Origin of the sequence: Marinomonas aquimarina (genome assembly GCF_900089755.1) — a bacterium.
Classification (GTDB): Bacteria; Pseudomonadota; Gammaproteobacteria; order Pseudomonadales; family Marinomonadaceae; genus Marinomonas; species Marinomonas aquimarina.
In genome coordinates, this window is record NZ_FLOC01000001.1 from 122,279 (window position 1) to 145,457 (window position 23,179).

The 23,179-nt window shown below is 49.8% G+C and carries 23 protein-coding genes; all 23 read right to left on the reverse strand.

The window, feature by feature from the left end; genetic code table 11:
- Positions 1–29 precede the first annotated feature (29 nt).
- The 23 genes from fliO to bioB all read right to left on the reverse strand — a co-directional run bounded on the left by fliO (position 30) and on the right by bioB (position 23,166).
- The gene (gene fliO, locus MAQ5080_RS00675) at positions 30–335 is read right to left on the reverse strand and encodes a flagellar biosynthetic protein FliO (protein ID WP_197464533.1); all 306 of its coding nucleotides are present in this window, start codon (positions 333–335) and stop codon (positions 30–32) included.
- A gap of 86 nt (positions 336–421) precedes the next feature.
- Entirely contained in the window at positions 422–883 is a 462-nt protein-coding gene (gene fliN / locus MAQ5080_RS00680) for a flagellar motor switch protein FliN (RefSeq protein ID WP_067204040.1), read from the reverse strand.
- Positions 884–892: 9 nt separating this feature from the next.
- The gene (fliM, locus tag MAQ5080_RS00685) at positions 893–1,864 is read right to left on the reverse strand and encodes a flagellar motor switch protein FliM (RefSeq protein WP_067204042.1); all 972 of its coding nucleotides are present in this window, start codon (positions 1,862–1,864) and stop codon (positions 893–895) included.
- Between the two features lie 9 nt (positions 1,865–1,873).
- Positions 1,874–2,392 carry a flagellar basal body-associated FliL family protein gene (locus MAQ5080_RS00690; RefSeq protein ID WP_067204044.1) on the reverse strand — a complete coding sequence of 173 codons (519 nt, stop codon included), beginning with the start codon at positions 2,390–2,392 and terminating at the stop codon, positions 1,874–1,876.
- A 93-nt stretch (positions 2,393–2,485) separates the two neighbouring features.
- On the reverse strand, positions 2,486–4,351 hold the full coding sequence (locus MAQ5080_RS00695; protein WP_067204046.1) for a flagellar hook-length control protein FliK: 1,866 nt from the start codon (positions 4,349–4,351) through the stop codon (positions 2,486–2,488).
- Positions 4,352–4,398: 47 nt separating this feature from the next.
- Positions 4,399–6,093, reverse strand: a complete 1,695-nt coding sequence (locus tag MAQ5080_RS00700; RefSeq protein WP_067204048.1) for a SpoIIE family protein phosphatase — start codon at positions 6,091–6,093, stop codon at positions 4,399–4,401.
- Positions 6,094–6,107: 14 nt separating this feature from the next.
- A complete protein-coding gene (locus MAQ5080_RS00705) occupies positions 6,108–6,410 on the reverse strand; it encodes an STAS domain-containing protein (protein ID WP_067204050.1) in 303 nt (100 codons plus the stop codon).
- A gap of 44 nt (positions 6,411–6,454) precedes the next feature.
- Positions 6,455–8,185 (reverse strand): hypothetical protein, encoded by a 1,731-nt coding sequence (locus tag MAQ5080_RS00710; RefSeq protein ID WP_156496491.1) that lies wholly within the window; start codon positions 8,183–8,185, stop codon positions 6,455–6,457.
- Positions 8,178–9,896 (reverse strand): hypothetical protein, encoded by a 1,719-nt coding sequence (locus MAQ5080_RS00715; protein WP_067204055.1) that lies wholly within the window; start codon positions 9,894–9,896, stop codon positions 8,178–8,180. The genes MAQ5080_RS00710 and MAQ5080_RS00715 overlap by 8 nt, the downstream gene beginning before the upstream one ends.
- Entirely contained in the window at positions 9,896–10,333 is a 438-nt protein-coding gene (fliJ, locus tag MAQ5080_RS00720; RefSeq protein WP_067204058.1) for a flagellar export protein FliJ, read from the reverse strand. Before fliJ ends, MAQ5080_RS00715 begins: the two co-directional genes overlap by 1 nt.
- A 49-nt stretch (positions 10,334–10,382) precedes the next feature.
- Positions 10,383–11,720, reverse strand: coding sequence for a flagellar protein export ATPase FliI (gene fliI, locus MAQ5080_RS00725; RefSeq protein WP_067204061.1), 1,338 nt, complete (start codon positions 11,718–11,720; stop codon positions 10,383–10,385).
- Positions 11,721–11,729: 9 nt separating this feature from the next.
- Entirely contained in the window at positions 11,730–12,512 is a 783-nt protein-coding gene (locus MAQ5080_RS00730) for a FliH/SctL family protein (RefSeq protein ID WP_067204064.1), read from the reverse strand.
- A 3-nt stretch (positions 12,513–12,515) separates the two neighbouring features.
- Entirely contained in the window at positions 12,516–13,526 is a 1,011-nt protein-coding gene (gene fliG / locus MAQ5080_RS00735) for a flagellar motor switch protein FliG (protein WP_067204067.1), read from the reverse strand.
- 1 nt (position 13,527) lies between these two features.
- Positions 13,528–15,201: a flagellar basal-body MS-ring/collar protein FliF gene (gene fliF, locus MAQ5080_RS00740; RefSeq protein WP_067204070.1), complete on the reverse strand. Its 1,674-nt coding sequence runs from the start codon at positions 15,199–15,201 to the stop codon at positions 13,528–13,530.
- Between the two features lie 25 nt (positions 15,202–15,226).
- Positions 15,227–15,586 carry a flagellar hook-basal body complex protein FliE gene (fliE, locus tag MAQ5080_RS00745; RefSeq protein ID WP_067204072.1) on the reverse strand — a complete coding sequence of 120 codons (360 nt, stop codon included), beginning with the start codon at positions 15,584–15,586 and terminating at the stop codon, positions 15,227–15,229.
- 71 nt (positions 15,587–15,657) lie between these two features.
- Positions 15,658–17,004: a sigma-54-dependent transcriptional regulator gene (locus MAQ5080_RS00750; protein WP_067204075.1), complete on the reverse strand. Its 1,347-nt coding sequence runs from the start codon at positions 17,002–17,004 to the stop codon at positions 15,658–15,660.
- 1 nt (position 17,005) lies between these two features.
- Positions 17,006–18,157, reverse strand: coding sequence for a sensor histidine kinase (locus MAQ5080_RS00755; RefSeq protein ID WP_067204078.1), 1,152 nt, complete (start codon positions 18,155–18,157; stop codon positions 17,006–17,008).
- On the reverse strand, positions 18,158–18,628 hold the full coding sequence (locus tag MAQ5080_RS00760) for a helix-turn-helix domain-containing protein (RefSeq protein ID WP_067204081.1): 471 nt from the start codon (positions 18,626–18,628) through the stop codon (positions 18,158–18,160).
- 108 nt (positions 18,629–18,736) lie between these two features.
- Positions 18,737–19,423: a dethiobiotin synthase gene (bioD, locus tag MAQ5080_RS00765; RefSeq protein WP_067204085.1), complete on the reverse strand. Its 687-nt coding sequence runs from the start codon at positions 19,421–19,423 to the stop codon at positions 18,737–18,739.
- Positions 19,416–20,216 carry a malonyl-ACP O-methyltransferase BioC gene (bioC, locus tag MAQ5080_RS00770; protein ID WP_067204088.1) on the reverse strand — a complete coding sequence of 267 codons (801 nt, stop codon included), beginning with the start codon at positions 20,214–20,216 and terminating at the stop codon, positions 19,416–19,418. Before bioC ends, bioD begins: the two co-directional genes overlap by 8 nt.
- Positions 20,197–21,003 (reverse strand): alpha/beta fold hydrolase, encoded by an 807-nt coding sequence (locus MAQ5080_RS00775; protein ID WP_067204091.1) that lies wholly within the window; start codon positions 21,001–21,003, stop codon positions 20,197–20,199. Before MAQ5080_RS00775 ends, bioC begins: the two co-directional genes overlap by 20 nt.
- 5 nt (positions 21,004–21,008) lie before the next feature.
- The gene (bioF, locus tag MAQ5080_RS00780; RefSeq protein WP_067204094.1) at positions 21,009–22,193 is read right to left on the reverse strand and encodes an 8-amino-7-oxononanoate synthase; all 1,185 of its coding nucleotides are present in this window, start codon (positions 22,191–22,193) and stop codon (positions 21,009–21,011) included.
- Positions 22,180–23,166, reverse strand: coding sequence for a biotin synthase BioB (gene bioB, locus MAQ5080_RS00785; RefSeq protein ID WP_067204839.1), 987 nt, complete (start codon positions 23,164–23,166; stop codon positions 22,180–22,182). Before bioB ends, bioF begins: the two co-directional genes overlap by 14 nt.
- Positions 23,167–23,179 lie beyond the last annotated feature (13 nt).

Here is a 23,179-nt window from a genome sequence, read left to right on the forward strand (position 1 = left end):
CCAGCACCAGGTGTCGTATTAGGAAGAGGTTATTTTTCATTGGCCAACTGTTCATTCATCAATTCGGCAAACTGATTGGCGTTAGCCTCAAACTCATTTAAGCAGGTGATGCTTTGAGGCGTTGACCCTAACAGCAGCCGCTTGCCCTGCACCTCAACCAAAATCAGTTTTTCTTTGGTGCCGATCGACTGGGAGGCAATGATCTGAATTTCAGACTTCGACAGTTTATGCTGTAGCCCTTGTAAGCGTTTTAATCCCCAAATCACCAGCGGAATCAAAATCATTAGGAAAGCCAATGCTAAAAACAGCCGCCAAATGGACGATGCATCGGCCATTTTGATGCCCCCAGAATAGGGCTCTGCGAGCACAGAGAGCGGCAGGAAAAGCAAGCTAACAAAGGTGATTAAGCGGGCCATTAGAGTTACTTCAATCGTTTGATACGTTCACTTGGACTGACCACATCGGTCAGACGAATACCATACTTATCGTTGACCACGACCACTTCCCCATGCGCAATCAGGGTTCCATTGACCAATACGTCCAACGGTTCCCCTGCAAAACGATCCAACTCTACTACTGACCCCTGAGTCAGTTGCAATAGGTTACGGATGGCAATTTCGGTGTTTCCCAGTTCCATTGATAACGTCACTGGAATGTCCATGATCAGCTCCATATCAGAGCCTAATCCTGACACACTTGGGGCCGCACCGAGTTGGTCAAGCTGAACCGGCTTAACCTCCTGTTCCGACATGGCCGCCGCCCATTCGTCATCCAGATCGCCACTGTCACCGCCAGCGTCGCCGGCTTCAGACATTGCTGCCGCCCACTCGTCGGCTAAATCTGCGTCCATTCCTTCTGCATCAGGGTTTGTTTCTTCTGCCATACCTAAAACCTAACTTTTTGTAGTTTTACAACTTTCAATCATTTCGACGGCATAGTGCCCATTACTGACACCAAGCTTACCCTTAAAAGAGGGAACATTATTCGCTCGAACTGTGACCAGCTCAGGCATTTCAATCGGAATAATATCCCCAGCTTTGAACTTCATGACATCGCCAAGCTTTACTTTTTTATTGACGACATTGACCTGTAGCTTAACGTCTAACTCGCGCACGTCTTGCTCTAACGATTTGCCCCAACGCTCATCCTTCTCATCGACGTCACTCTGCACCCCTGCATCCAACAGCTCACGCACAGGCTCAATCATCGAATAAGGTAAAGTAATGTGCAACTCGCCACCACCGCCATCCAATTCAATGTGGAATGTCGACACCACCACCACTTCACTTGGACTCACGATATTGGCCATGGCCGGGTTCACTTCGGAGCTGATGTATTCAAGATCGACCTTTAATACTGGCGCCCAAGCTTCGGTCAAATCGACAAATACCTGCTCCAACATCAGCTGTACGATACGAATCTCTGTGGGCGTGAATTCACGCCCCTCAATTTTGGCGTGACGGCCGTCACCACCAAAGAAGTTATCGACTAGTTTAAAGACTAATTTTGCGTCGAGGATAAACAACGCGGTACTGCGCAGCGGTCGAAATTTAACCAAATTAAGACTGGTTGGCACGTACAAGGTATGCACGTATTCACCAAACTTCATAATCTGCAAACCACCCGATGACACATCGGCGGTGCGGCGCAGTAAGTTGAAAAGACTGATACGAGTATAACGAGCAAAACGCTCATTAATCATTTCCAGCGTGGGCATTCGCCCACGCACAATACGCTCTTGGCTGGTAATATCATAAGACGATATCCCGCCTGCGTCGGCATTATCATCCGCATCAGGCTTGTCATCGGCGCCATGTAATAACGCATCGATTTCGTCTTGAGATAATAAGTCTTGCGCAGCCATGTAACCGTCCTATTGCATCACAAAGTTTGTGAACAATACGTCTTCAATACCACCCAACCCCGTTTCTTGAGTCAGGATATTGTTAATCGTTTCCACGGCGGCGCTTTTCAGCTTCTGCTTGCCCTCAACCGTCTGTAGCTCATCAAATGACTGACTGGAGAACAATAATACTAAGCTGTTTCGAATCAATGGCATGTGCAACTTCACTGCATCCACTTGGCCTTGATCTCGTGATTTCAGGGTCATATTTAGTTGCAGGTAACGTTGCTTACCTGACACTAAGAAATCGACCACAAACGGCTGGTCTAAATCCAAATAAATGGCTGGCCCCTCGGTTTGCACCATCTCGGTTGCCGCCGCTCCCTCGCCTTCTGCCGTAGTTTCTGAATCATCACCACTCAACAGAAAGAAATAGGCTGCCGCACCGCCGCCACCTAATACCAATAACGCCATCAGAATAATGATGATCAGCTTCTTTTTGCCGCCTTTTTTTCCATCATCAGCGCCAACATCTAATTCATCTGCCATATACAACCCTTGTTCATGCAAATTAGCGAGTTACATTTTAGAAATGCTAAAGACCACTATTCTACAAAGATTATAGTGAATCACCATGGTTTTCTATGCGTAATAGTCAATCCCTTGCTCCTCAGGTAAGACATAGCCCACATTTTCCAGCTCATCGCCGTCCAGTAGCTCATCCCCAGAACCCACTCCAGTGCCGCGACCATCCGCCCCATTATCTTCAGCAGATTGACCTGAACTAAAAGCCTGATCATTGCCCTGCGACACTTCCACATCCACGGAATCCAACTCAACTCCTTGCTGCTGTAGCATCTCGCGCAAACGTTGCATTTGCCCTTCTAGCGCATCTCTCGCCTGGGCTGAACTGGCCACAAAGCTGACATGGGCATTGGACTCATGATCGACACTGATTTTCACCGTCAAGCTGCCAAGCTCGGGGGGATCCAAGTGTATATGTGCGGTTTTAAGTCCTTCCTTAGAAGCCCATGACACCTTGGTCGCCATTTCTGCCGCAAAGGTCGCTGAATTAGGTAATGACTGCATCGTCAACTGGGCTGCAGCCCCCTCTGGTCGGGCTGCTGCAGCCGCCGTAGGGACAGCACTAAAAGCTGACGGCGTTTGTGCCTGTGCCGCATTAGGAGAGGATTGCAACTGACTCCCTAAATTCGCCATCAACTGATCAAGGGTCTTTTTTCCCCCCAGCATATCACTGATGTCTTTAGGCAATTCTATTTTGTCACTGTCTAACACAAGCTCGCCATCGACCAGATTACTTAGCACCTCAGTTTCCGACAACTCAACATTGCCTTGAGCGGCAAGACTTAACGGCGAGCCAGTCCCTGCTTGCTCAGTTTTTTTCGACATCTGCTCCATCACCCAACGCAGATTATCATGAGCTTTATTATCAAGGTCAGCGCCACCTTCTTCAGTGGTAACCGTTTGCGCTACCTGATTTAGCGCTTGGCTTTCAAGTGTTGCTCCCGCCACGACAGGATTGGCTTCGTTACTCTTTGCCGTACTCGCACCAACTCCAGGCACTCCCCCTTCAGGGGTTAGTTGGCTCGCATGAGCAGTCCCACTTGTCTCTGGCGGGGTTCGGCTCCCCTGAACATTCGCCCCATTAACAGAAACCGTAACACTTTCAATCTCTTCTGAAGCCTTTACTGCCTCGGCCTGCGGATCTTGCGCGGCCAGTGTGTGCCCTTGCTCTACCTCACCATCAACAGGTGGATTAAGTACTGCCTCTTCTGCTTTTACCGTCTCATCACTAAGAGGCTCATCAGAACCATTCAATGTTAGCTGCTCAGGCATAGAGGGAGTGGTCGCCGACGGTTCACTGTCAGCCGTCGCCGCCACGCCCTGTACATCAGATTCAGTCTCTACTGGCTGTTTTCCGCTCTTAGCAACGAGCGCAGAGGACGGTAGCTCTTCCTCAGCGGACAATGGCGCCTGCTCAGACACTGACTCCTGCTCAGACACCAATTCCTGCTCACCCTTTTCTGCTTCAGGCGAAGGCGGAGTAGCAGCCTGATCCACTGCAAGGTTTTGCCCATCCGCTTGCAGCTCTTTGCCGTCTTCTAACGCTTTAGAGCTCTTTTCATCTGTCGACGAAGACCGCTTAGCAGAGATCTCAGTATTCTCTTCATGCTTTTGTGCTTTGGAATCTGTATCCGATGCTGTCGGCTCATCCGTGTCACGCGCCTGCGTATGGCTAGCGTCAGGCTCTCTAGGAGTCTCTTTAATGGAGTCTCCCTTCACCGCATGATCATCCTGATTTATATCTTTAGACGATTGATTAGAATGGTTTTTTTCTGATGCCTTCGGTTTGTTTTGAGCCGCCTGATTGGCAATTTCAAACGCCGAGCCAAAGCTTTGCTGCGTTCCCGTTGCGGCAGAAGCCGCAGGTGCTTTCGTAGCTTTGGGAGCAGAAGATGATACGGATAAAGTTGGGCTATTAATCATGGGAGACCTCCACTATTCACAAAGGGATTGCAAATAGAGGGCCAAGTTTACCAATGATATTGAACAGAGATACAAGAGCCATTATCGCTGACGCTAACCTGCTGACACAGCTGATTGATCAAGCTTAAGCCGCGATTGAAGGGCATATCATGATCAAAGTTTGCCAAATCCAGCTGGCTTGTATCATAACCATCACCACTGTCCGCCATGGTCAGAGACAAGCACCCTTGGTGGCTATCCGAGCTGACCTTAATGTCAATCGTGATCCACCCGTCACTGAGCTGCGCTAACTTGGCCTCACGGGAGCTATAGTACTGCGCAAACCCTTCCACGGTGCGCTTTAAATTTGAATCCAGTTTTAGAATGCCGTGCTCTAAGGCATTGGAATACATCTCAGAGAGGATCATAAAGACTTCGCCAGAACGCTTACTCAGTTCAGGCACTGTGGTAAGGATTTGCAACAAATACGGTAATGGGTCAGTGCTTTTTAGGGTCTCGGCGTTTAACTCATAACGAAAGGCAAAATCCGCAGGAACATTGCCCCCCTTCGCGACATCTGTCGCTTTCGCTTGAGGACTATGATCTAAAGCCTGAGCTAAGTCGATGCCCAGCACCGATATGTCATCATGAGGGTTCTCTAAAATGCCTTCTTTCTGCAGCATATTCTCAAGCCATACAAACGGGTTGACAGACACACTGCCCGCATAAAGAGGGTCTAACGCCGTGTTATAATGAATCTTATTGTCTCTTGTGCGAGCTTCGTACACGCCATCGGTAAAGGCGAGTAGAAAGTCCCCCGATTCGTAGGAAAACATTTCTATATTGGCGTCAAACTCATACTCATTGAGAATCCCCAATGGCAAAGAGTCTGAGGCGATCATACGCGGCACTTTTTCATCGGCAGCAAAGTACAGCAAATCCGGCAGCCCCGCATTCCATACTGCAACAGTACGGTTATGAGCATTGATATCAACGAATGCGGCGGCGCAAAACATATTAGGTGGCAGGATATTGTGTAAGCGCTTATTGATCTCAGGCAAGATCTGGCGCATGACAAATCCCTTCTCAGTCCAATCAAAGAAAATATCCGCTAACGGCAAGGCGCCAATGGCCGCCGATAATCCGTGCCCGGTAAAGTCCCCTAATAACAAATGAATGCCGCCATTAGGCTTGTAGGCCGCCAGAATCACATCGCCGTTAAAAATATGGCTACCGTGATGCAAGGTGCTTAGAGCAGGATCGGATAGGCAATTGGAATGGGTGATCCGCTCATAGACCAGTTTGGCAACTTCTTGATCATGCACCATCTGCTGGTTTAGCACAGACAGCTCATCGCGCTGTTCAGACAGGGTATTTTGTAACACTAACAAGCGGGCGATGGCATTGAGCTTGGCGGAAACCAACGTCGGGCTGTACGGTTTGGAAATAAAATCCGTTGCGCCCACGTCTAAGCATTTTTGTAATACAGCCGGGTCAGATACCCCCGACAAAAACACAATCGGAATCAGTTTTTCGTTGGCGATTTGCTGAATTTCAAGGGCCGCCTCCCAACCATCTTTGCGCGGCATTTTGATATCTAGACACACCAGTTGAATCGTGTCTGGATCAAATTTTTCGACTGCGTCTTGGCCATCCACGGCCGTCTCAACCACATGACCTAGCTGATCAAGCATGGTTTCTAAGAGCATGCGATCAGATGGATTATCATCGGCGACTAAGATTTTGAGATTCTGTTCCTTCATCTCGCTCCGCATCCTTATTGGCTTAATACAAATAAGCGCTCAAAACGTGCCATTTTTAAGGCGTTGCTGACGAAATCAGAAGCGCCTTTAATCACCACCTTGCTGCCATCACCGCCAGCATAATCTCTTAGCAACAACAGCATCCCTAAAGCAGAGCTGTCAATGTAGCTCACCTCATGCAGATCAATAATATAGCCAGAACCTTTTGGGTATCGCCCAAAACATTCACGAAAATCTTGCTGGCAGGAATAATCAAAACGCCCTTTTACAAGCAAGGTCGCCGTTGCTGCTGCTTCATCAAACTGACTAATGATCATAGATCATGCCTCACAATGCTCGAATAACACGTCACAGATGTAAGCTATTGATGAGAGGTCATGTGCTCCAGCTGCGCCAACTCAGACAGGTTGTCTAGCTGAGTTTGCACATCGTTCAAACGCCGCATTAACTCCGACTCAGAGCTTTTCACATGCTCTAATCGCAGCTCTCCAGGGATTGGCTTGGACTCAAGAATATCGCTCAACACGGTATCGATATCATGCGTCAAATCAATCACGCTATGCTCTATAACACTGGCTCGGGTCGGTTCCGTATGAACAATGGTCAGAAGGTTTAATATCGCAGATTTGGTATCTAACAGACCTTCATTAACAGTAGCGACCCAAGTGGCTTGTGCCGCTTGCCATTCAACTAACTGTTGTAAGTAGGCCTCGTACAACTCGAAGCGATATTCGATTTGCTCTCTTACTCGCAAGAACTCTTGCTTGCTAACATCTACTTCTGAGAGGATCAGGTGATTGTGTTCAAGGTAAACTTCTGATGCCAACTCATTGCTGTTGAGTTTAGCAAGCAGGTACTCCAACAACTGTTGCAGTTTAGTAATCTTGGGATATTGTTTGTCACCATTGTTTACTAATTCATTGCTTTGCTGCAGAAATTCGAACACTTTTTGACGAGTGCTTTCTAATTTTTGAGAAAAGCTATAGTAAGGCGACGCATCATCCAAAATTCGAATCGGAGCATCCCAAACATCACTCGCCATCAAACTGAGTGTCGCTTCTAAGACTCGCAACTCAGCATGGGAATCAATCGCCGCCAACTCCACCAAATAGCCTGAAATAGGTTCATGCCCGATCTTTGAGACACGCACTTCATAAAGGCGATTGGCGATTCGAAGTGGGCCGGAAAAGGATTCTGATAAAAGACTCTCTGCCACCACTTCCCCTTCTAATGAGGTCAAATGCGCATCGACGCCAAGCACTTCTGATAGAGCCGTTGGCTCTAGCACCCACAACTCCGATAAGCCCTCGCTAACATTGAGGATTTCATGGGACTGATTGACCACTAACTTAAGTGACAATGATGCGGATAAGGCTGAGCGATACAGCTGAGAAAAACCGCTGTGATGCTGAAGGTCTCCAGATATGGCGTTCAAAACACTGTTCAAGTAACGGGCAAAATCACCAAATTCATCATTACGGTGAAGCGGTGGTGACAGATGCCCTCCTTGTTGGGCTCGCGCGACTTGGGCGTGAAAAAAGTTCAGCGCCACTTGGCGATCCTGCAATACTCGGCGCCAGCCCCAAATTACATACCCCAGTAATACCAACCACCCCATCAGCACAGCTATCAACTGTGGCTGTTCATGTAGCGGCAATTGTCCCAAACGCGCACTGCGCTCCGTAGCCACCTGTTTTATTTGCCCTAGGCGACTCTGCGCCAGACGCACCTGCTCTGGCACCGTAAATTGCGATATGGTCACAGGGGCACTAGGCAAGTCGATCTCAGGGGCAATCTGCTCACGTAAACGTTGTACTAGAATGCGTTCTTGTTGCAACAATTCAGCAATGGCTGAGCGCCCTTCATCAGCAGGCAGCATACGCCATCTCTGTACAAGTTCTAGGCTTGCATAAGCGATATCGTGCAGTTCCGCAGAGGACTTAAGCGATGTCTCAACACGCTGATTAAAGGTGTAGTAGCTCGCCCCTAATAAGCCTAAAAACAGCAAGGTGAACAGCAAGCCATACTGAATAATCCAGTCACTAAAGCGAGTTCGACGCTGATCAAAGGCTGCATGAGCTGAATTATTCACATCCATCGTATTTAAAAATCTCTAACAACTGTTTATGAAACAAGTAGGTATGGCGCTGATCAAGCAACAACCACCCCCGATCCTGAAAGCTTATGTTGATACGCTCATTTTGCCAAGTTAGCACAACCGTGTCCCCATCCACTAATTTGTGTAACGCCTGTTTATCAAGGCTGTAACGTCCACGAAAGGCAAACTGGCTACCTCTCACCGCCACCATCATCACCATATCGTCCCTATGACAAGCATCGGCCTGCGGCTCAATCAATGGCATCACCTGCCCAGCATGGTAGATCAAACCTGGCATAACCCACTCCAAGGACCCGTAGGGCTGTAAACCAACCACCATGTCCGCAAACAGCTCAATACCGTGCTCATCGGTCAATTGAAAATACACTGGAGTATGGTTTTTAGGTCGGGCGATGGTCACGGATTCAGCACGCCATTGGCGCTTGGCAAGCACCTCTTGTTCGTTGGCAAAGATCGGCTCTTGCTGAAATTCGTCTCGCACTCGCCAGATATTTCGCGTACCACAAGGCAAGCAGGTACTGCGTAGCACCACGCCATAATCCCGCGTCACCGCTGTCGGTTGCAAGCATACATGCCCCTCAAGGGTGCGCACTTGAACCAATGGCGACTGCGTTGACGTGAGCACTTGCTCATGCCAGCCGCCATCATACTGCCAGACACGCTGCACATCCGTGTCGCTCGGCTGCAATAACTGTGCACGAAACGCTGGCACGACAAAGCTTTGCTTAGCAAAAGACAATACATACACAGGTATCACAGACTCAGATAATGCCAATACTTGTTGTGCCCGATCGGCTTCGTCCAACAAGTACACACGTCCACCATAGAGGTCAAACTGGCAACTATTGGGGGGGTGATGCTGGGCGGGGATCACCCAGATATTCGAGGTAAAAGTGCCCTCATACAGTTGATCGAGAGCAACAGAGAATTGTTCCCGCACCTGAGTCTGTAACGACTTATAAAACTGTAAGAATGAGGCCGAGCGGCGCCATACTTCCCGCTCTGCTGCCATGGTATGCAACCAATCCACCCAATAATTCTCACTGTCGGGGGACAAACTCAATGGCTGATTAGATTCTAGCGCACTCTGCCAACGCCAATCAGGTAAACGAGCGGCTAGCTCAGCCAAGCATAAGCCGGTCTCCAATACCACACTCATGGCCACCACATCACTCTGCTGATGCGCCCCCTGTACCCTATTGCGGGCATGATCAATCGCCCAATAGCCTAGGTCTGACAAGCTTGCAAAGCCTGCAAACCCTTTTGTCACAGGTCCCGAATACTCACCCGTATAACGCTTTACTTCATCCTTATTAAGGTCAGCACACGCCCCCACAAAACGCTTTTGCAGAGCTTGTAATCCTTCATAATCGACTGTTTCAACAAAGCTCTGCTGCGCCACCCAAACGGAACGCAAGGTAGTGACCCAAGCGAATAGATCAGAGCGTTGCGGTTCATTGAGAAAACCACCCGCTTCGATGACACGCTCAAGCGCACTGATGACCTCGGCTAAGGCCTGTTGTAACGGCTCATCGGCAGTCAGGCAGGCCTGCAGTTCATAACAAAGAGACTGAATCGTAAGATGGGATTTAAGAGGATAGAGATGAGACTGCAGTAGCGCGGTTTCGAGATCAAAGACAACCGACACGACCGACTGAGAAGAGGCTACTTGAACCTCAGGCATTAGGAACGCATCCGTTGAAAGAAAGCACGGTTGGAGAATTCATCGATTTGTTTTTGCTCCTGCTTATCGGCGAAAGCCACTTCCTCATGAATGCTTTTCTCTTTTAGCCAGTCCATACCTTTGGTTTTGGCGCGGGCGTCCTGCCAACGCTTCAAGGCCATATTCACTTGCTGCTCAGAGCGCTTCACCTGCTGCTCCTGTTGTTTAATCGCTTGCTGCAAGCGTGTGACGAAATGCTGGTAATTGGTGGTTAAATACGGTGACAAGCCCAATAAGTTGCGCTGTTCATCGTATTGCGCCGCATAGTCGATCAGCTCCTGTAACTTCTGCTGATCATGTTGCAGACGAGCTTGATCTTTGGCGAGCGCTTTTGCGACTTCCTCTTCCTTGCGTTGAGAAAGATCAACTAACACCTGCATACGCTGCGACTTTTTCATAATTCTCCCTCATAACTAGCTTGATATTAGCGGTTCAAGGAAAAGGCGTCTACTTTGCAGGAACTGAGGTCATTGCCGTGACCAAGGCTTCCAGACTCTTGTCGATGTTAAAACTATCGTTCAGAGGCTGACGCAGGAAATCATTGATGGCAGGCATTAACGTAATCGCCTGATCCAGTTCTGGATCTGAGCCTTTGGTATAAGCGCCGACCGCGATCAAATCACGGTTCTGCTGGTAACGCGAGTACAGCTGTTTCACACGCATAGCGCCTTGCATATGCGCATCAGACACAATGTGTGGCATGGCTCGGGAAATGGACGCCTCGATATCGATGGCCGGATAGTGTCCTTCTTCCGCTAAACGACGTGAGAGTACAATGTGGCCATCTAGAATGGCCCGCGAGGCATCGGCAATTGGGTCTTGCTGGTCGTCACCCTCGGTTAACACCGTATAAAACGCCGTCACCGAGCCCCCCCCTTCCTTGCCATTTCCAGCACGCTCTACTAACCAAGGTAGCTTAGAAAACACCGAAGGTGGATAGCCTTTGGTCGCCGGGGGCTCCCCGACCGACAGGGCTATTTCACGCTGCGCTTGGGCATAACGTGTTAAAGAGTCCATCAGCAATAGGACGTTTTTACCTTGATCCCGGTAATACTCTGCAATGCGCGATGTCAGCACCGCCGCACGCAAGCGCATCAACGCCGAATCGTCCGCTGGAGAGGCCACGACCACCGAACGTGCTAAGCCTTCTTCGCCGAGAATTTGCTCGATAAACTCTTTTACCTCACGGCCACGCTCGCCGATCAAGCCAACGATGGTAATGTCCGCTTCGGTAAAGCGCGTCATCATCCCAAGCAACATACTCTTACCCACACCACTGCCGGCAAACAGACCCAAACGCTGCCCCTTACCAACGGTCATTAAGGCATTAATCGCCTTGATGCCCACATCAAGCGTGTCACTGATAGGTTTACGTTGCAGCGGGTTAATAATATCCCCTTGCAAGCTAATACTTTCTTCCGCCTGTATCGGCCCTTTGCCATCCAATGGCCGCCCTAAGCCGTTCACCACTCGTCCCAGAAGCCCAGGCCCCACAGGCATTTGACTGTCTTCTCGCAACGGCCGAACACGTGCACCAGGCGAAATACCATCGATGGCTTCGGTCGGCATTAGATAGGTTAAATCCCCAGTAAAGCCCACTACCTCGGACTCCACCCAACGATTTTTCCCCACTTGTACGGCGCAGCGATCGCCTAAGGCCGCCGCACAGCCCACGGCTTCCATGGTGAGGCCCACCATGCGCGTGACCTTACCCTCAATATCAATCGAGTAATGCGGTAAATCTTGGTCTGCTAAACGGTTAAGGCGATCTAAGAGAGTTGGCATGGAAACAGTTTACTGTGGCTTATCCAGCGACTTTAAAACGTCATTTAAACGAGATTCTACCGTGCCGTCCACATAAAAGTCGTGGGCATCTAGGATAAAGCCCCCTTCAAGGAGGCTTGGATCGGGTTTGATTTTGATGGTCAGGCGTTGCTCCGCCGCCAGTGCCTCGATGGCCTCAATGGTCTTTGGGTGCACCATCAATACGGCCCGGCCCTCGCTGTCACCTAATGAGTTGAGTATCTTCTCTAACTCGTTATGGATTAGATCGCTGGCCTCTTCGCTGAGCTCACGACGCACCACATGTTCTACCATGCGTTTGGTGGCCATTTGCAGTAAGCTTTCGAGACGTTCACGAGTGCTTTCGAGGGGACGTTCGAACTCTTTTAGCGTTGCATTGAGAAGGTTTTCCAGCTCACCTAGATGGGCTTGAGCCAGCTCGATGCCTTGGGTATGGGCTTCGTTTTTCCCCGCTTCATGGCCTTGTTCCAGCCCCTGTTGCTGTCCTTCTTCTTGGCCTTGGGCAAAGCCTTCGTCATAACCAGCCTTTTGGCCTTCTTGATGACCTTGGGCGAAACCTTCTTCATAGGCGGCTAAACGAATTTCTTCCAGCTGTTGCGCTGTCAGCGGCTCATAAACGACGGAGTCTTCATCAATCTCATCGGTCACTTCAACCGCTTCGTTGTCTTTGATCGCTAATGCATGGGACGGCTTCTTGGCATTGCTACTTTGTCCTTCTAGGTTGGGCAGTTCCCAACGTTCGTAGGCGGTCAGCTTTTTTTCATTGTCAGACATTTACTAAACCATCTGCTCGCCACCGCCACCTAGGACGATTTCACCGTTATCCGCCAAACGACGTGCAATCGCAAGGATCTCTTTTTGCGCCACTTCCACTTCACTGACTCGCACTGGTCCCTTAGCTTCCAAATCGTCTTTAAGCATATCGGCAGCACGGGAAGACATGTTTTTGTAAACCTTTTCTTGCATGTCTGGATCGGCACCTTTAAGCGCCAGAATCAGCGTTTCTGACTCCACTTCACGCAAAATCGCCTGAATGCCACGATCGTCCACGTCCAGTAAGTTGTCGAAGACAAACATCAAGTCTTGGATGCTGCCAGCCAAATCTTCATCCACATCACGAATCGACTCCATCAACTCCGCTTCGACCGAGCTGTCGATAAAGTTCATAATATTTGCCGCAGTACGGACACCACCAATAGTGGTCGACTTAGTCGAGTTATTACCTGAGAATTGACGTTCGAGAATGTTGTTCAGTTCCTGCAGTGCCGCTGGTTGTACCGTTTCCAACGCGGCCACACGCAAGACGATATCCAAGCGCACACGTTCATCAAAGTTGGACAAGATATCGGCCGCTTGGTCAGGGTCCAAGTAGGAAATAACGATGGCTTGAATCTGCGGGTGCTCATAGCGAATCACATCCGCCACAGCACGGGGCTCCATCCACTTCAGAGTATCCAAGCCCGTGGTGTTACCGCCCAACAGAATACGGTCGATTAAGCTGCCCGCTTTTTCTTCTCCGAGCGCTTCTTTTAACATGTTACGGATATAACCATCGGCCCCTAGGCCAAGGCCTGTTTGGTCACCGACCAAGATCAGGAATTCATCCAGTACTTTTTCCACCTGATGGCGCTGCACATTGGCCAACTGTGCCATCGCTTGACCGATACGCTGAACTTCTTTCGGCCCCATGTGCTTAAGAATTTGAGCCGCGTCTGACTCCCCCAGCGACATCAACAAGACCGCCGCTTTTTGGATGGAGCTTATATCTCCAGCAACTGCTTCACTCATATTAGCCTTCCATCACCCATTGCTTCACCACTTGCGCAACACGCTCCGGTTCTTCTGCAATCAGCCCACGAATCGCATTCAGCTGGCGCTCAATCTTTTCAGGCGAACCAGGCACCATTACGTCTTCGGCACTGACCAAAGAAACCTGATCATCGGAAATTTCATCGGTTTCATCAGCAAAAATAGCTGCTTCCGTATCTTCTGCCACCGCAATTTTGTTCTGTTCGCCCAAGGTTTTCAGAATCGGGCGCACCACCATCATTAACAATATCAGAATAAACATGCCCACTAACACAGGCTGTAATAGGTCAAGGAACCAGCCTTGCTTGTAGAATGGAATGGCTTCCGGTTCTTCCGGCGGTTCTGGCATCGCAAAAGGTGAATTAATGACACTGACGCTGTCACCACGAGAAGGGTCATAACCAACCGCATCGCGCACTAATAATGTCAGTCGGCTGAGCTCTTCATCGCTCCAAGGGGTTCGCACTATGTTGGCTGATTCGGGATCAAGCGACGCAATGTCATCCACAACCACCGCCACCGACAAGCGGCGCACCGTGCCCTGCTGGCGTTTGGTGTAACTGATGCTGCGATCCAACTCAAAATTTCGGGTGGTTTCTTCTCGCGATTGACCATTCGCGCCATTTGCGCCGCCACCAATGGCGGCTCCGTTTTCATCCGCTGCTTCAGGGATGGTCACGGCGCCTGGGGGCTGGTTGGTCAAAGACCCTGGCACGCCATTGTTGGCGCCGCTGGCAGAGCGGCGCTCACGTAAGGTTTGCTCACTGCGCAGGGCAAGCAAATCCGGATTGTATTGTTCGTCGGTTTGCTCCACGGCGGTAAAATCGATATCCGCCGACACTTCTGCCTTAAAACGGCCTCCCCCCACCACCGGTGAGAGGATATTGTTGACCCGCTGCAACATCACATCTTCGACACGACGGGTATATTCAAACTGCTTGCCAGCAATGGACAACTCGGAGTTACTGTCCTTTTCCGTCAGTAAGGTACCACGCTGATCGACCACGGTGACATCTTTATCGCTGAGCTGAGAAATACTCGAAGCCACCAAATTAACAATCGCATCCACTTGGCTACGATCTAGGCGACGTCCAGGGTAGAGTTCCAAAAACACCGAGGCACTGGGCTTACGGTTATCTCGAACAAAGACAGATTCTTTCGGAATGGCCAAATGCACACGCGCCGATTTGACGCTCTGCAAACTGGTGATGGTACGGCTTAATTCGCCCTCTAAACCACGACGATAACGCGTGGTTTCGACAAATTGGGAGGTGCCTAAGGATTGGTCTTGATCCATGATCTCAAGACCGACAATATTATCTGAAACAATGCCGGAACCGGCCAATTTAAGTCGCGCCTGGTGATAATGATCCGCCTCAACCAGTAAGGAACCGGTATTTTCATCCAGCTTAAAAGGAATATTATTGACGTTGAGTATTTCAACAATTTGATCGGCGTTGTAGTCCGTAATACTGCTTAACACCGGTTTGTAGTCAGGCCCAGAGGTCCAGAGAACTGCGGCCAAAGCGATGGCTATAGACGCAGCAAGACCGACCATCAACGCAAGCTGACGAATCACTGTCAGTTTGTTGAAGCCAGTCAATAACTCTAGATAGAGTTTTTGCTCTGATCGTTCTGCTGGGACATTATCCATTCAGTACTGCCGCGTCCAACCCAAACTAAATGGGCATATTCATTATTTTCTCGTAGGCATCTACCAGCTTGTTGCGCACTTGCGTCATCGCTTCGAAGGATACACTCGATTTTTCCAAGCCAATCATGACTTGTGGTAGGTCTACACCTTCGTCACCACGCTCATATGCCTGCGCCAATGAAGACGCCTCTTTTTGCAATGAGTTTACATTATCGACAGCAGTCTTCAGCATGTCTGTAAAGTCAGGACGCTCTACCTGTTGGGTTGCCTGCGGGCCTAGCTCCTGAATGCCGGATGAGGCATTCGCACTTGGCGTTTGGATCTGACTCCGCAAGTCACGCATCTGAGAAAGCACCTGATTAATGTCAGGTCTATCGGTCACCATCTTACTTGCACCCAAAAAAACATTAGTTCGTAGTAGCTTAGCACACTGTTATTAAAAACTAGACTTTAAAATCAATCAACTTCTATGCCACATTCTCGCATCTTGGCAATTTTATAGCGTAACGTGCGTGGGCTGATGCCCAGTTTATCTGCCACTTCTTTGCGTTTGCCTTTGGCATCAATCAAGGCCTGAGCAATGATGCGAAATTCATGCTGCTGCACACCACGACCTAAAATCGAAGCGGCTTCTTCAGCATCTTCATTGTCTGGCTGTTGCACTTTCGGAGCAGTCACCATGTCAAACACGATGTGGTCTTCCGCGACACGCCCTTGATCACTCAGGATCAGTGCACGCTGAATCACGTTTTCTAATTCCCGTACGTTGCCAGGCCAACCGTGCGCTTCAAGTTTACTCAAGGCCGCAGGTGTTAGCGAAGCGTGATCAATGCGCATCTTTTGTGCATGCTTTAACAATAAAGCTTCTGCCAGCGGTTGTATATCGCCTTTACGCTCACGAATAGGTGTCCAGCGTAATGGAAAAACATTTAAACGATAGTATAAGTCTTCACGGAAGCCACCTTCGCGCACATATTCCGCCAAATCACGGTTCGTGGTGGCAATAATACGTACATCCAATTTAATGGCTTTTTTACCACCCAGACGCTCGACCTCTTGCTCTTGCAAGACTCGCAACAGCTTAGCCTGTAAGCCGACGTCCATCTCCGTGACCTCATCTAACAACAAGGTGCCGCCGTTGGCCTGCTCAAATTTACCCGCCTGCGAGGATACTGCCCCTGTGTAAGCCCCTTTTTCGTAACCAAATAAGATCGCTTCGAGCATATTTTCTGGAATAGCCGCACAGTTTATCGCCACAAACGGCTGCTGGCTGCGCTCCGAAACAGAGTGAATGTACTGGGCTAAGACTTCTTTACCGGTACCACTTTCACCACAAATCAGCACCGTTGAATCCGTCACGGCCACACGCTTCGCTAATTCTAATAGCGCGACACTGCTAGGGTCTTTGGCAATCGGCGTATGACTCTTCACTTGCGCCACACGAGAAGTGTGTTTGGCGATCACTTCCAAAAGCTCTTCTTCTTTAAAAGGCTTTAATAGGTAATCCACCGCCCCGCTGCGCATGGCTTCCACGGCATGAGCGATGTCGCCATAGGCGGTCATCAGCATCATCGGCAATTCCGGAAAGTGCTCCACCACATGCTGCAATAAGCCATAACCATCCATGCCAGGTAGGTTGACGTCCGACACCACCATATCAAACTTCTGGCGTTTCAAAGCCAAAATAGCATCTTCTGAGCTCTCCACCATAAAACACTTATAGCCCGCCAACAGCAGCGTATCTTCCAACGCTTCCGCTAGACCTCGGTCGTCTTCTACGACTAATAAACTCACTTCAGACATTTTAACTCCCTAAAATTGGCAATGTGATGGTCGCCTTAGTACCAACCCCTGGCTGGCTTTCAATATTAAAAGTGCCATGGTGGGCACGAATAATGGCTTTCACGACCATCAACCCAAGTCCTGTGCCGTGCTGTTTGGTGGTCACAAACCCTTCTTGAACCTTGCTTAGCTGCTCTTCGTTCATGCCACGCCCTTGGTCTTGCACCACGATCGTGAGCTGCTGCGCATCGCCCCTCAGGTCTAAATAAATGCTGGCACCGCGTTCAGACGCCTCAATGGCATTATTAACCAAATTTAAAATCGCCCCAATCAACACATCGGCATGACACTGCAGTAACCCGCTTGGCAACTCGGCAATATTTTCCTCAAGTATGGCATTGTGTAGTTCAACCTGCTCTTGCACGCGCTCCATCAGTTTGTCGCTAAACTCCAGCAGCTTGAGTTTTTCATCCAACTTGATATCCGATTTGGAAAAGATCAGCATGTCGCGAATCTGACGCTCGATATTATTTAAGCGATCCGTCAGTTTGCCAGAAAAGCGCATGCGCATGTCTTCTGACAAAGATTCTTTCTGTAAGTGCCCAGCATACAGCATGGCCGAGGACAGTGGAGTGCGTATTTGATGGGCCAGCGCCGCCACCATTTTACCCATGGTCGATAAACGCTCATGGTGTGACAACTGGCGCTGTAATGAATGGGTTTCGGTCAGGTCCACCAAGATAATCAGCTGCCCAGGCACATCGCCAAGCGAAGAGGTTTCCACCCGCACTCGTCGCCCAGTGACCATGGTAATTTCATGGCCATCGTCTTTTTGCGGACGAAAACTCTTGGGCACGATGTCGGACCATACGCCACCTAAGATAGATTCTCCAAACAAGCGATCGACAATGGGGTTGGTCATCACCACTCGGCCTTCGGGGTTCAACATCATCACCCCTACTGGCATTGACCAAAACAGCTGCTGAAATTGCTTCAACAGGATTTTATTTTTCGACTCTTCGGCGCGCTTCGCTTGCTCGGCGTGTTCTAACTTTTGCGTTAGCAAACGCACTTCATTTTGCAACTCTGCATAGGACTCTTGCAGTGAATAAGAGGTTTCTTCAAACAGCTCAAATGCCTCTTTTAAGCGGGCAATTTCTTCATCCTTGTCCACTTAAAACTCCGATTTATCAATACGATAACGACGCATTTTTTCAATTAAGGTGGTGCGCTGGATCTGTAACAGATTCGCAGCTTGGGAGACTACGCCATTTGAACTACTCAGGGCGTGGCGAATCAGCAAAGATTCTAAATGACGCACATAAACATTCAGGTTCACCCCTTGCGCACGCGGCATGTTAGGTGACTCAGCCAAGCGGTTTAAGATCGGCATGATTTGCTCTTGGCGCCACGGAATGGGACAGCACCATACCGTGCTATCACTATCACTCTCATCGTGCGCTTGTAACCAAATAGAGGGTAAGGGTAACGACAGCTGCGTCACATCGACTAAGCTACCGACCACAAAGAAGTCCACTAACTCGTCTTGCTGTGGATCCAGCACCACCTCAATACCGAGAAAATGCAGGATCGGTGCAACGGCTTGACTCTCTTCTTGGCTGACACCAACTAAACAGGCTTTCATGATTCTCAATAAATGACCTTAACTGACCCTAAACTTTAGCACAGAGTCACCCAAGAGACATGGGCTCAGCTCAGTAAAATGGCAATAATTTCGTTATAAGGCAAAGGGTTAACTGCTCAAATTCTGCAGTAACTGATCAAATTCTTGCTCCGCGGTTTGACTGTCTTGGTGCCAAGATAAACTGCCTAACAAAGGGGCTGACAGCATGTCGTTGAGCGTCGCTAAGTTTTCTTCGTAGCAAGGCATTTCATGTTGCCCACCATTAGCCACCCAACCGGCAATCTGCAAACCATCGCGTCGGATCGCCTCCATAGTTAAAAAGGCGTGATTTAGACAACCTAAACGCATATCCACCACCACAATCACCGGCATTCCTAAGCGCTTGGCCAGGTCCGATAACAACTCACGGTCATTCACTGGCACACGCCAGCCTCCAGCACCTTCCACCAAAGCAAAATCATGGGGCGACAGTAAGGTGCCGCGCACAAAGCCTTCTAAGCGCGACACGGTCACGATTTTATTTTCTTTCGCCGCGGCGATATGCGGTGCAATAGCTGGTGCAAAAACCACTGGGTTGACCTGTTCGTAACGCAACGCCACGGAACTTGCCGCTTGAATTTGCAAGGCATCTTCATTGCATAACTTACCGTCGATCACTTCTGCACCGGCAGCAATCGGCTTCACCCCCATCGAACGCGAGCCACGTCGCGCCGCGGCTTTTAATAAGCCGACACAGACATGAGTTTTACCGGCATCAGTGTCGGTTCCGGTGATAAAGTATTGCTGTTTAGCCATGATCTACCTTCATTAATTGAATAAATGCTACTTCATAAGTGAGTGGAATGCCCTGTTTCGTCGCCTGTTGCGCATAAGCTGCTTCAAAAGCCTTCCACTTGGAAGGAGAGGAAGCGCCAGAGTCGTCTGTTATCAAGGAAGCCCCCACTTTTTTGAGAGAATACACGGCGGCTTTCACACTGTCGAAATGCAGCGTCATCGAGCGCTGCTCGGCCTGCACGACTTTCAAGCCAACTGCCTCACAATGGCGCAATACGGCGTCTAAATCAGAATAATGATTATGATGTGAGCGTCCATCCACTTGCTGCCACGCCTGCCCCAGCTCTGGCATCGAGCCGGCCAAAAGAGTCGACAACAATACCTGGCCGCGGTTCTGTAAAATACGATTTAGCTCTTGAAATAACGTTGCCGGATGGCGACACCATTGAATCGCCAGACTGGAACAGACGCCGGCAAAGCAAGCGTCTTGAAAAGGTAATGCTTCAGCATCCGCGCAGACAAAGCTGGCCTGACTGGCTCGCTGGCGCGCCTGCTGTAGCATTGAAAACGACAAATCCAGCGCCACCCCCTGTAGTGCCGGCTGCGCGGTTTGCATGGCCTGTAAGGCCTTCCCTGTTCCCGTACCAAGATCCAGCCAAAGCGCCTCTGGACTGGCCGCAAACCAAGTCATCAGCTGCGCCAAGACCTGCTCTTGGAACAAGGCGTACTCATCGTAACTATGGGCCGCACGGGAGAAGCTGCTGGCCACTTTTTGCTTATACGACTGATCAGATTCAGTGGAAGGTGTTGTCATTAATATACTGAGTGATTAATGCCACAAACTGTGACGGGTCTTCGAGGAACGGCTGATGCCCCAGATCCGCTAACGACAACACTGTCTGCAGCGGGTTGCTTGGCAAAGCTGACATTACCTCCGCTGTGCTAAGCAAACTGTCTTGCGCACCAAAGACATGTAAATTGGGACGATCCAACAGTGCCACTTCGCGGCATACATCTAATGTTTCCAGCAAGGCTAAACCGCGCACCAAAGCCTCAGGGTCTATTAACTCTTTAGGCTGCAAGCCAGATAAGGTTTTGGTTAAGGCTTTAGGGTCCTTAGTCCCCTGTGCTTGCAGTGACAGGAAGCGACGTAACCCCTTCTCAGGGGCTTGTTTCACTAGCTCAAAAAATTGCTGATATGTTTCCTGTGACATGCCCATCGGCCATGATTCAGAGGCGACGAATTTAGGGGCACTGGCCACACTGATGACCCCGTTGACGCAGCTGGAGCGACGCGATGCAATATAGTTAGTCACCATGCCTCCTAACGACCAACCGATCCACCAGCAAGGTTTTGGCGCTGCGCGAATCAATTGCTCAGACAAGGCATCAATATCGTAGTTAGGACCAAAACGGTTGGCTTTGTGCCAATGGGGGTCTACCGTCACGCCCGGCAAGTTAGCCAATACCACATAGAAGGACTCACTGAGCAGCTTCGCTACTGGGTGAAACACTTCTTTAGGCATCGCCCAACCAGGCACTAAAAAGATCGCCGGATGCTTTGGATCGCCAAAGGCTTCCGTTTCAATAGGAGTACGCATATTGATCACTCAGAGACATCATGGAAGATAGCATCTAGGGTATCACACAAATGCTCGACATCCTCACGGCTGTGCTCAGCACTGAGGGTAATTCGCAGTCTGGCGGTATGCGGTGGCACGGTGGGCGGACGAATCGCCTTACACAAGATACCGCGTTGCTGCAACGCTGCACTGATGCCTAGGGCTTGCTCACTCGAACCAATCAATAATGGCTGAATCGCGCTGTCTGACGGCATCATGTCATAGGGCCATGCTGCGGCACGCTGCCGTAATAGCGCCACATGTTGCGCCAATGTTTGACGACGCTGCTCGCCCTCTGGCGCACGAATCAGCTGTAAGCTTGCTTGTACGGTCGCCGCTACCGCCGGCGGCATGGCCGTGGTGTAAATGTAGGGGCGTGCAAATTGGGTGAGGTAATCCGCCATATCGTTTGAACAGGCGACAAATGCGCCCGCGACACCAAACGCTTTGCCAAAGGTGCCCATCAGGAATGGCACTTGCTCTGAACTTAAATTCTCCAGCGCCAGAGTGCCTTTGCCGTCTTCCCCCATACAACCTAGACCGTGGGCGTCGTCCACCACTAATAGCCAATCTTGCTGTTGTGCAAGGTTGGCTAACGCAGCAAGTGGTGCCCGGTCCCCATCCATACTAAAGATGCCATCGCTGGCCAGCACGCCGGCTTGGCCAAGGCTTGCCATGTGCTTGGCAGCACTTTCGACATTGTTATGCAAATAGCGCTTAAAAATCGCATCACTTAAACGGGCGCCATCAATCAAGGAGGCGTGGTTGAGCTTGTCCATCAACACTGGACGCTGCTTGTTGGCAAGCGCAGAAATCACCGCTAGGTTAGCCATGTAGCCCGTGCTAAACAACAGCACACGCTCATACCCTAGCCACTCACATAATTCTTGTTCCAGCGCGGCATGCGCATCTAAGTGACCACAGACCAAATGGGAAGCACCGCTGCCCACGCCAAATTGCTGAGCCGCATCCGCCATGGTCTGCTTCAGCAAAGGATGATTTGCCAACCCTAAGTAATCATTGGAACAAAACGCCAAATACTCTTTGTCATCTTGCGTAAGGCGCGTACTTTGGGGACTGGCCATTACTTTGGTCGAACGAAAAAGATGTTGCTGACGACGCTCATCAAGCGCCGTCAGCATCCAGTCTGGGGTGTTAAACGCTGGCATCGTAGAAAAATTTCGCTTCTTCTTGTGCTTTAGCCTGAGCGACGATGGATTCTTGTACTGCTTCATCTGAAACGTCATGACGTTGCTCAGGCTGGATACCCAACTTATTGAACAACATACGGTCTTTGTCGGCTTCAGGGTTGCCAGTGGTCAGCAGCTTCTCACCGTAGAAGATTGAGTTGGCACCCGCCATAAAGCACAGCGCCTGAGTTTGTTCGCTCATGCCTTGACGACCTGCCGACAAACGCACGTGCGAGGTTGGCATTAGAATACGAGCAACGGCGATGGTACGGATAAATTCGAACTCATCCAAATCTTCCACATTTTCCATTGGCGTGCCTTCGACTTTGACCAGCATATTAATCGGCACACTTTCAGGATGGGGGGTCATTTGTGACAACTGACGCAATAGGCCGACACGGTCTTTCTGCTCTTCACCCAAGCCCATGATGCCGCCACAGCACAGCTTCACGCCGTTATCGCGCACACGTGAAAGCGTATCTAAACGCTCTTGGTAAGAACGCGTAGTAATGATGCTGTCGTAAAACTCTGGCGAGGTATCTAGATTGTGGTTGTAGTAATCAAGGCCTACTTCGGCAAGTTGCTTCGCTTGCGCATCGTTCAGAGTCCCCAGCGTAACGCATGACTCAAGGCCAAGCTGTTTCACGCCCTTGATCATCTCCAAGACATAAGGAAAATCTTTTTCCGATGGGTGTTTCCAAGCAGCGCCCATACAAAAACGCGTTGCGCCTTTATCTTTGGCCAATTGCGCTTCCTGCAACACTTTTTGGACTTCCATCAGCTTTTCTTTTTCCAACTCTGTGTTGTAATGACCACTTTGTGGGCAGTATTTACAGTCTTCTGGACAAGCACCGGTTTTAATCGACAATAACGTACTTACCTGAACTTGGTTGGGTGCAAAATTAGCACGGTGAATGGTTTGCGCATGGAATAGCAAATCCATAAAAGGCATGTCGAACAAGGCT

What these genes read in the sequence shown, in the direction of transcription:
- fliO (WP_197464533.1), bottom strand. Translation starts at nt 335, where the DNA reads ATGGCCGATGCATCGTCCATTTGGCGGCTGTTTTTAGCATTGGCTTTC.
- fliN (WP_067204040.1), bottom strand. Translation starts at nt 883, where the DNA reads ATGGCAGAAGAAACAAACCCTGATGCAGAAGGAATGGACGCAGATTTA.
- fliM (WP_067204042.1), bottom strand. Translation starts at nt 1,864, where the DNA reads ATGGCTGCGCAAGACTTATTATCTCAAGACGAAATCGATGCGTTATTA.
- MAQ5080_RS00690 (WP_067204044.1), bottom strand. Translation starts at nt 2,392, where the DNA reads ATGGCAGATGAATTAGATGTTGGCGCTGATGATGGAAAAAAAGGCGGC.
- MAQ5080_RS00695 (WP_067204046.1), bottom strand. Translation starts at nt 4,351, where the DNA reads ATGATTAATAGCCCAACTTTATCCGTATCATCTTCTGCTCCCAAAGCT.
- MAQ5080_RS00700 (WP_067204048.1), bottom strand. Translation starts at nt 6,093, where the DNA reads ATGAAGGAACAGAATCTCAAAATCTTAGTCGCCGATGATAATCCATCT.
- MAQ5080_RS00705 (WP_067204050.1), bottom strand. Translation starts at nt 6,410, where the DNA reads ATGATCATTAGTCAGTTTGATGAAGCAGCAGCAACGGCGACCTTGCTT.
- MAQ5080_RS00715 (WP_067204055.1), bottom strand. Translation starts at nt 9,896, where the DNA reads ATGCCTGAGGTTCAAGTAGCCTCTTCTCAGTCGGTCGTGTCGGTTGTC.
- fliJ (WP_067204058.1), bottom strand. Translation starts at nt 10,333, where the DNA reads ATGAAAAAGTCGCAGCGTATGCAGGTGTTAGTTGATCTTTCTCAACGC.
- fliI (WP_067204061.1), bottom strand. Translation starts at nt 11,720, where the DNA reads ATGCCAACTCTCTTAGATCGCCTTAACCGTTTAGCAGACCAAGATTTA.
- MAQ5080_RS00730 (WP_067204064.1), bottom strand. Translation starts at nt 12,512, where the DNA reads ATGTCTGACAATGAAAAAAAGCTGACCGCCTACGAACGTTGGGAACTG.
- fliG (WP_067204067.1), bottom strand. Translation starts at nt 13,526, where the DNA reads ATGAGTGAAGCAGTTGCTGGAGATATAAGCTCCATCCAAAAAGCGGCG.
- fliF (WP_067204070.1), bottom strand. Translation starts at nt 15,201, where the DNA reads ATGGATAATGTCCCAGCAGAACGATCAGAGCAAAAACTCTATCTAGAG.
- fliE (WP_067204072.1), bottom strand. Translation starts at nt 15,586, where the DNA reads ATGGTGACCGATAGACCTGACATTAATCAGGTGCTTTCTCAGATGCGT.
- MAQ5080_RS00750 (WP_067204075.1), bottom strand. Translation starts at nt 17,004, where the DNA reads ATGTCTGAAGTGAGTTTATTAGTCGTAGAAGACGACCGAGGTCTAGCG.
- MAQ5080_RS00760 (WP_067204081.1), bottom strand. Translation starts at nt 18,628, where the DNA reads ATGAAAGCCTGTTTAGTTGGTGTCAGCCAAGAAGAGAGTCAAGCCGTT.
- bioD (WP_067204085.1), bottom strand. Translation starts at nt 19,423, where the DNA reads ATGGCTAAACAGCAATACTTTATCACCGGAACCGACACTGATGCCGGT.
- bioC (WP_067204088.1), bottom strand. Translation starts at nt 20,216, where the DNA reads ATGACAACACCTTCCACTGAATCTGATCAGTCGTATAAGCAAAAAGTG.
- MAQ5080_RS00775 (WP_067204091.1), bottom strand. Translation starts at nt 21,003, where the DNA reads ATGCGTACTCCTATTGAAACGGAAGCCTTTGGCGATCCAAAGCATCCG.
- bioF (WP_067204094.1), bottom strand. Translation starts at nt 22,193, where the DNA reads ATGCCAGCGTTTAACACCCCAGACTGGATGCTGACGGCGCTTGATGAG.
- bioB (WP_067204839.1), bottom strand. Translation starts at nt 23,166, where the DNA reads ATGCCTTTTATGGATTTGCTATTCCATGCGCAAACCATTCACCGTGCT.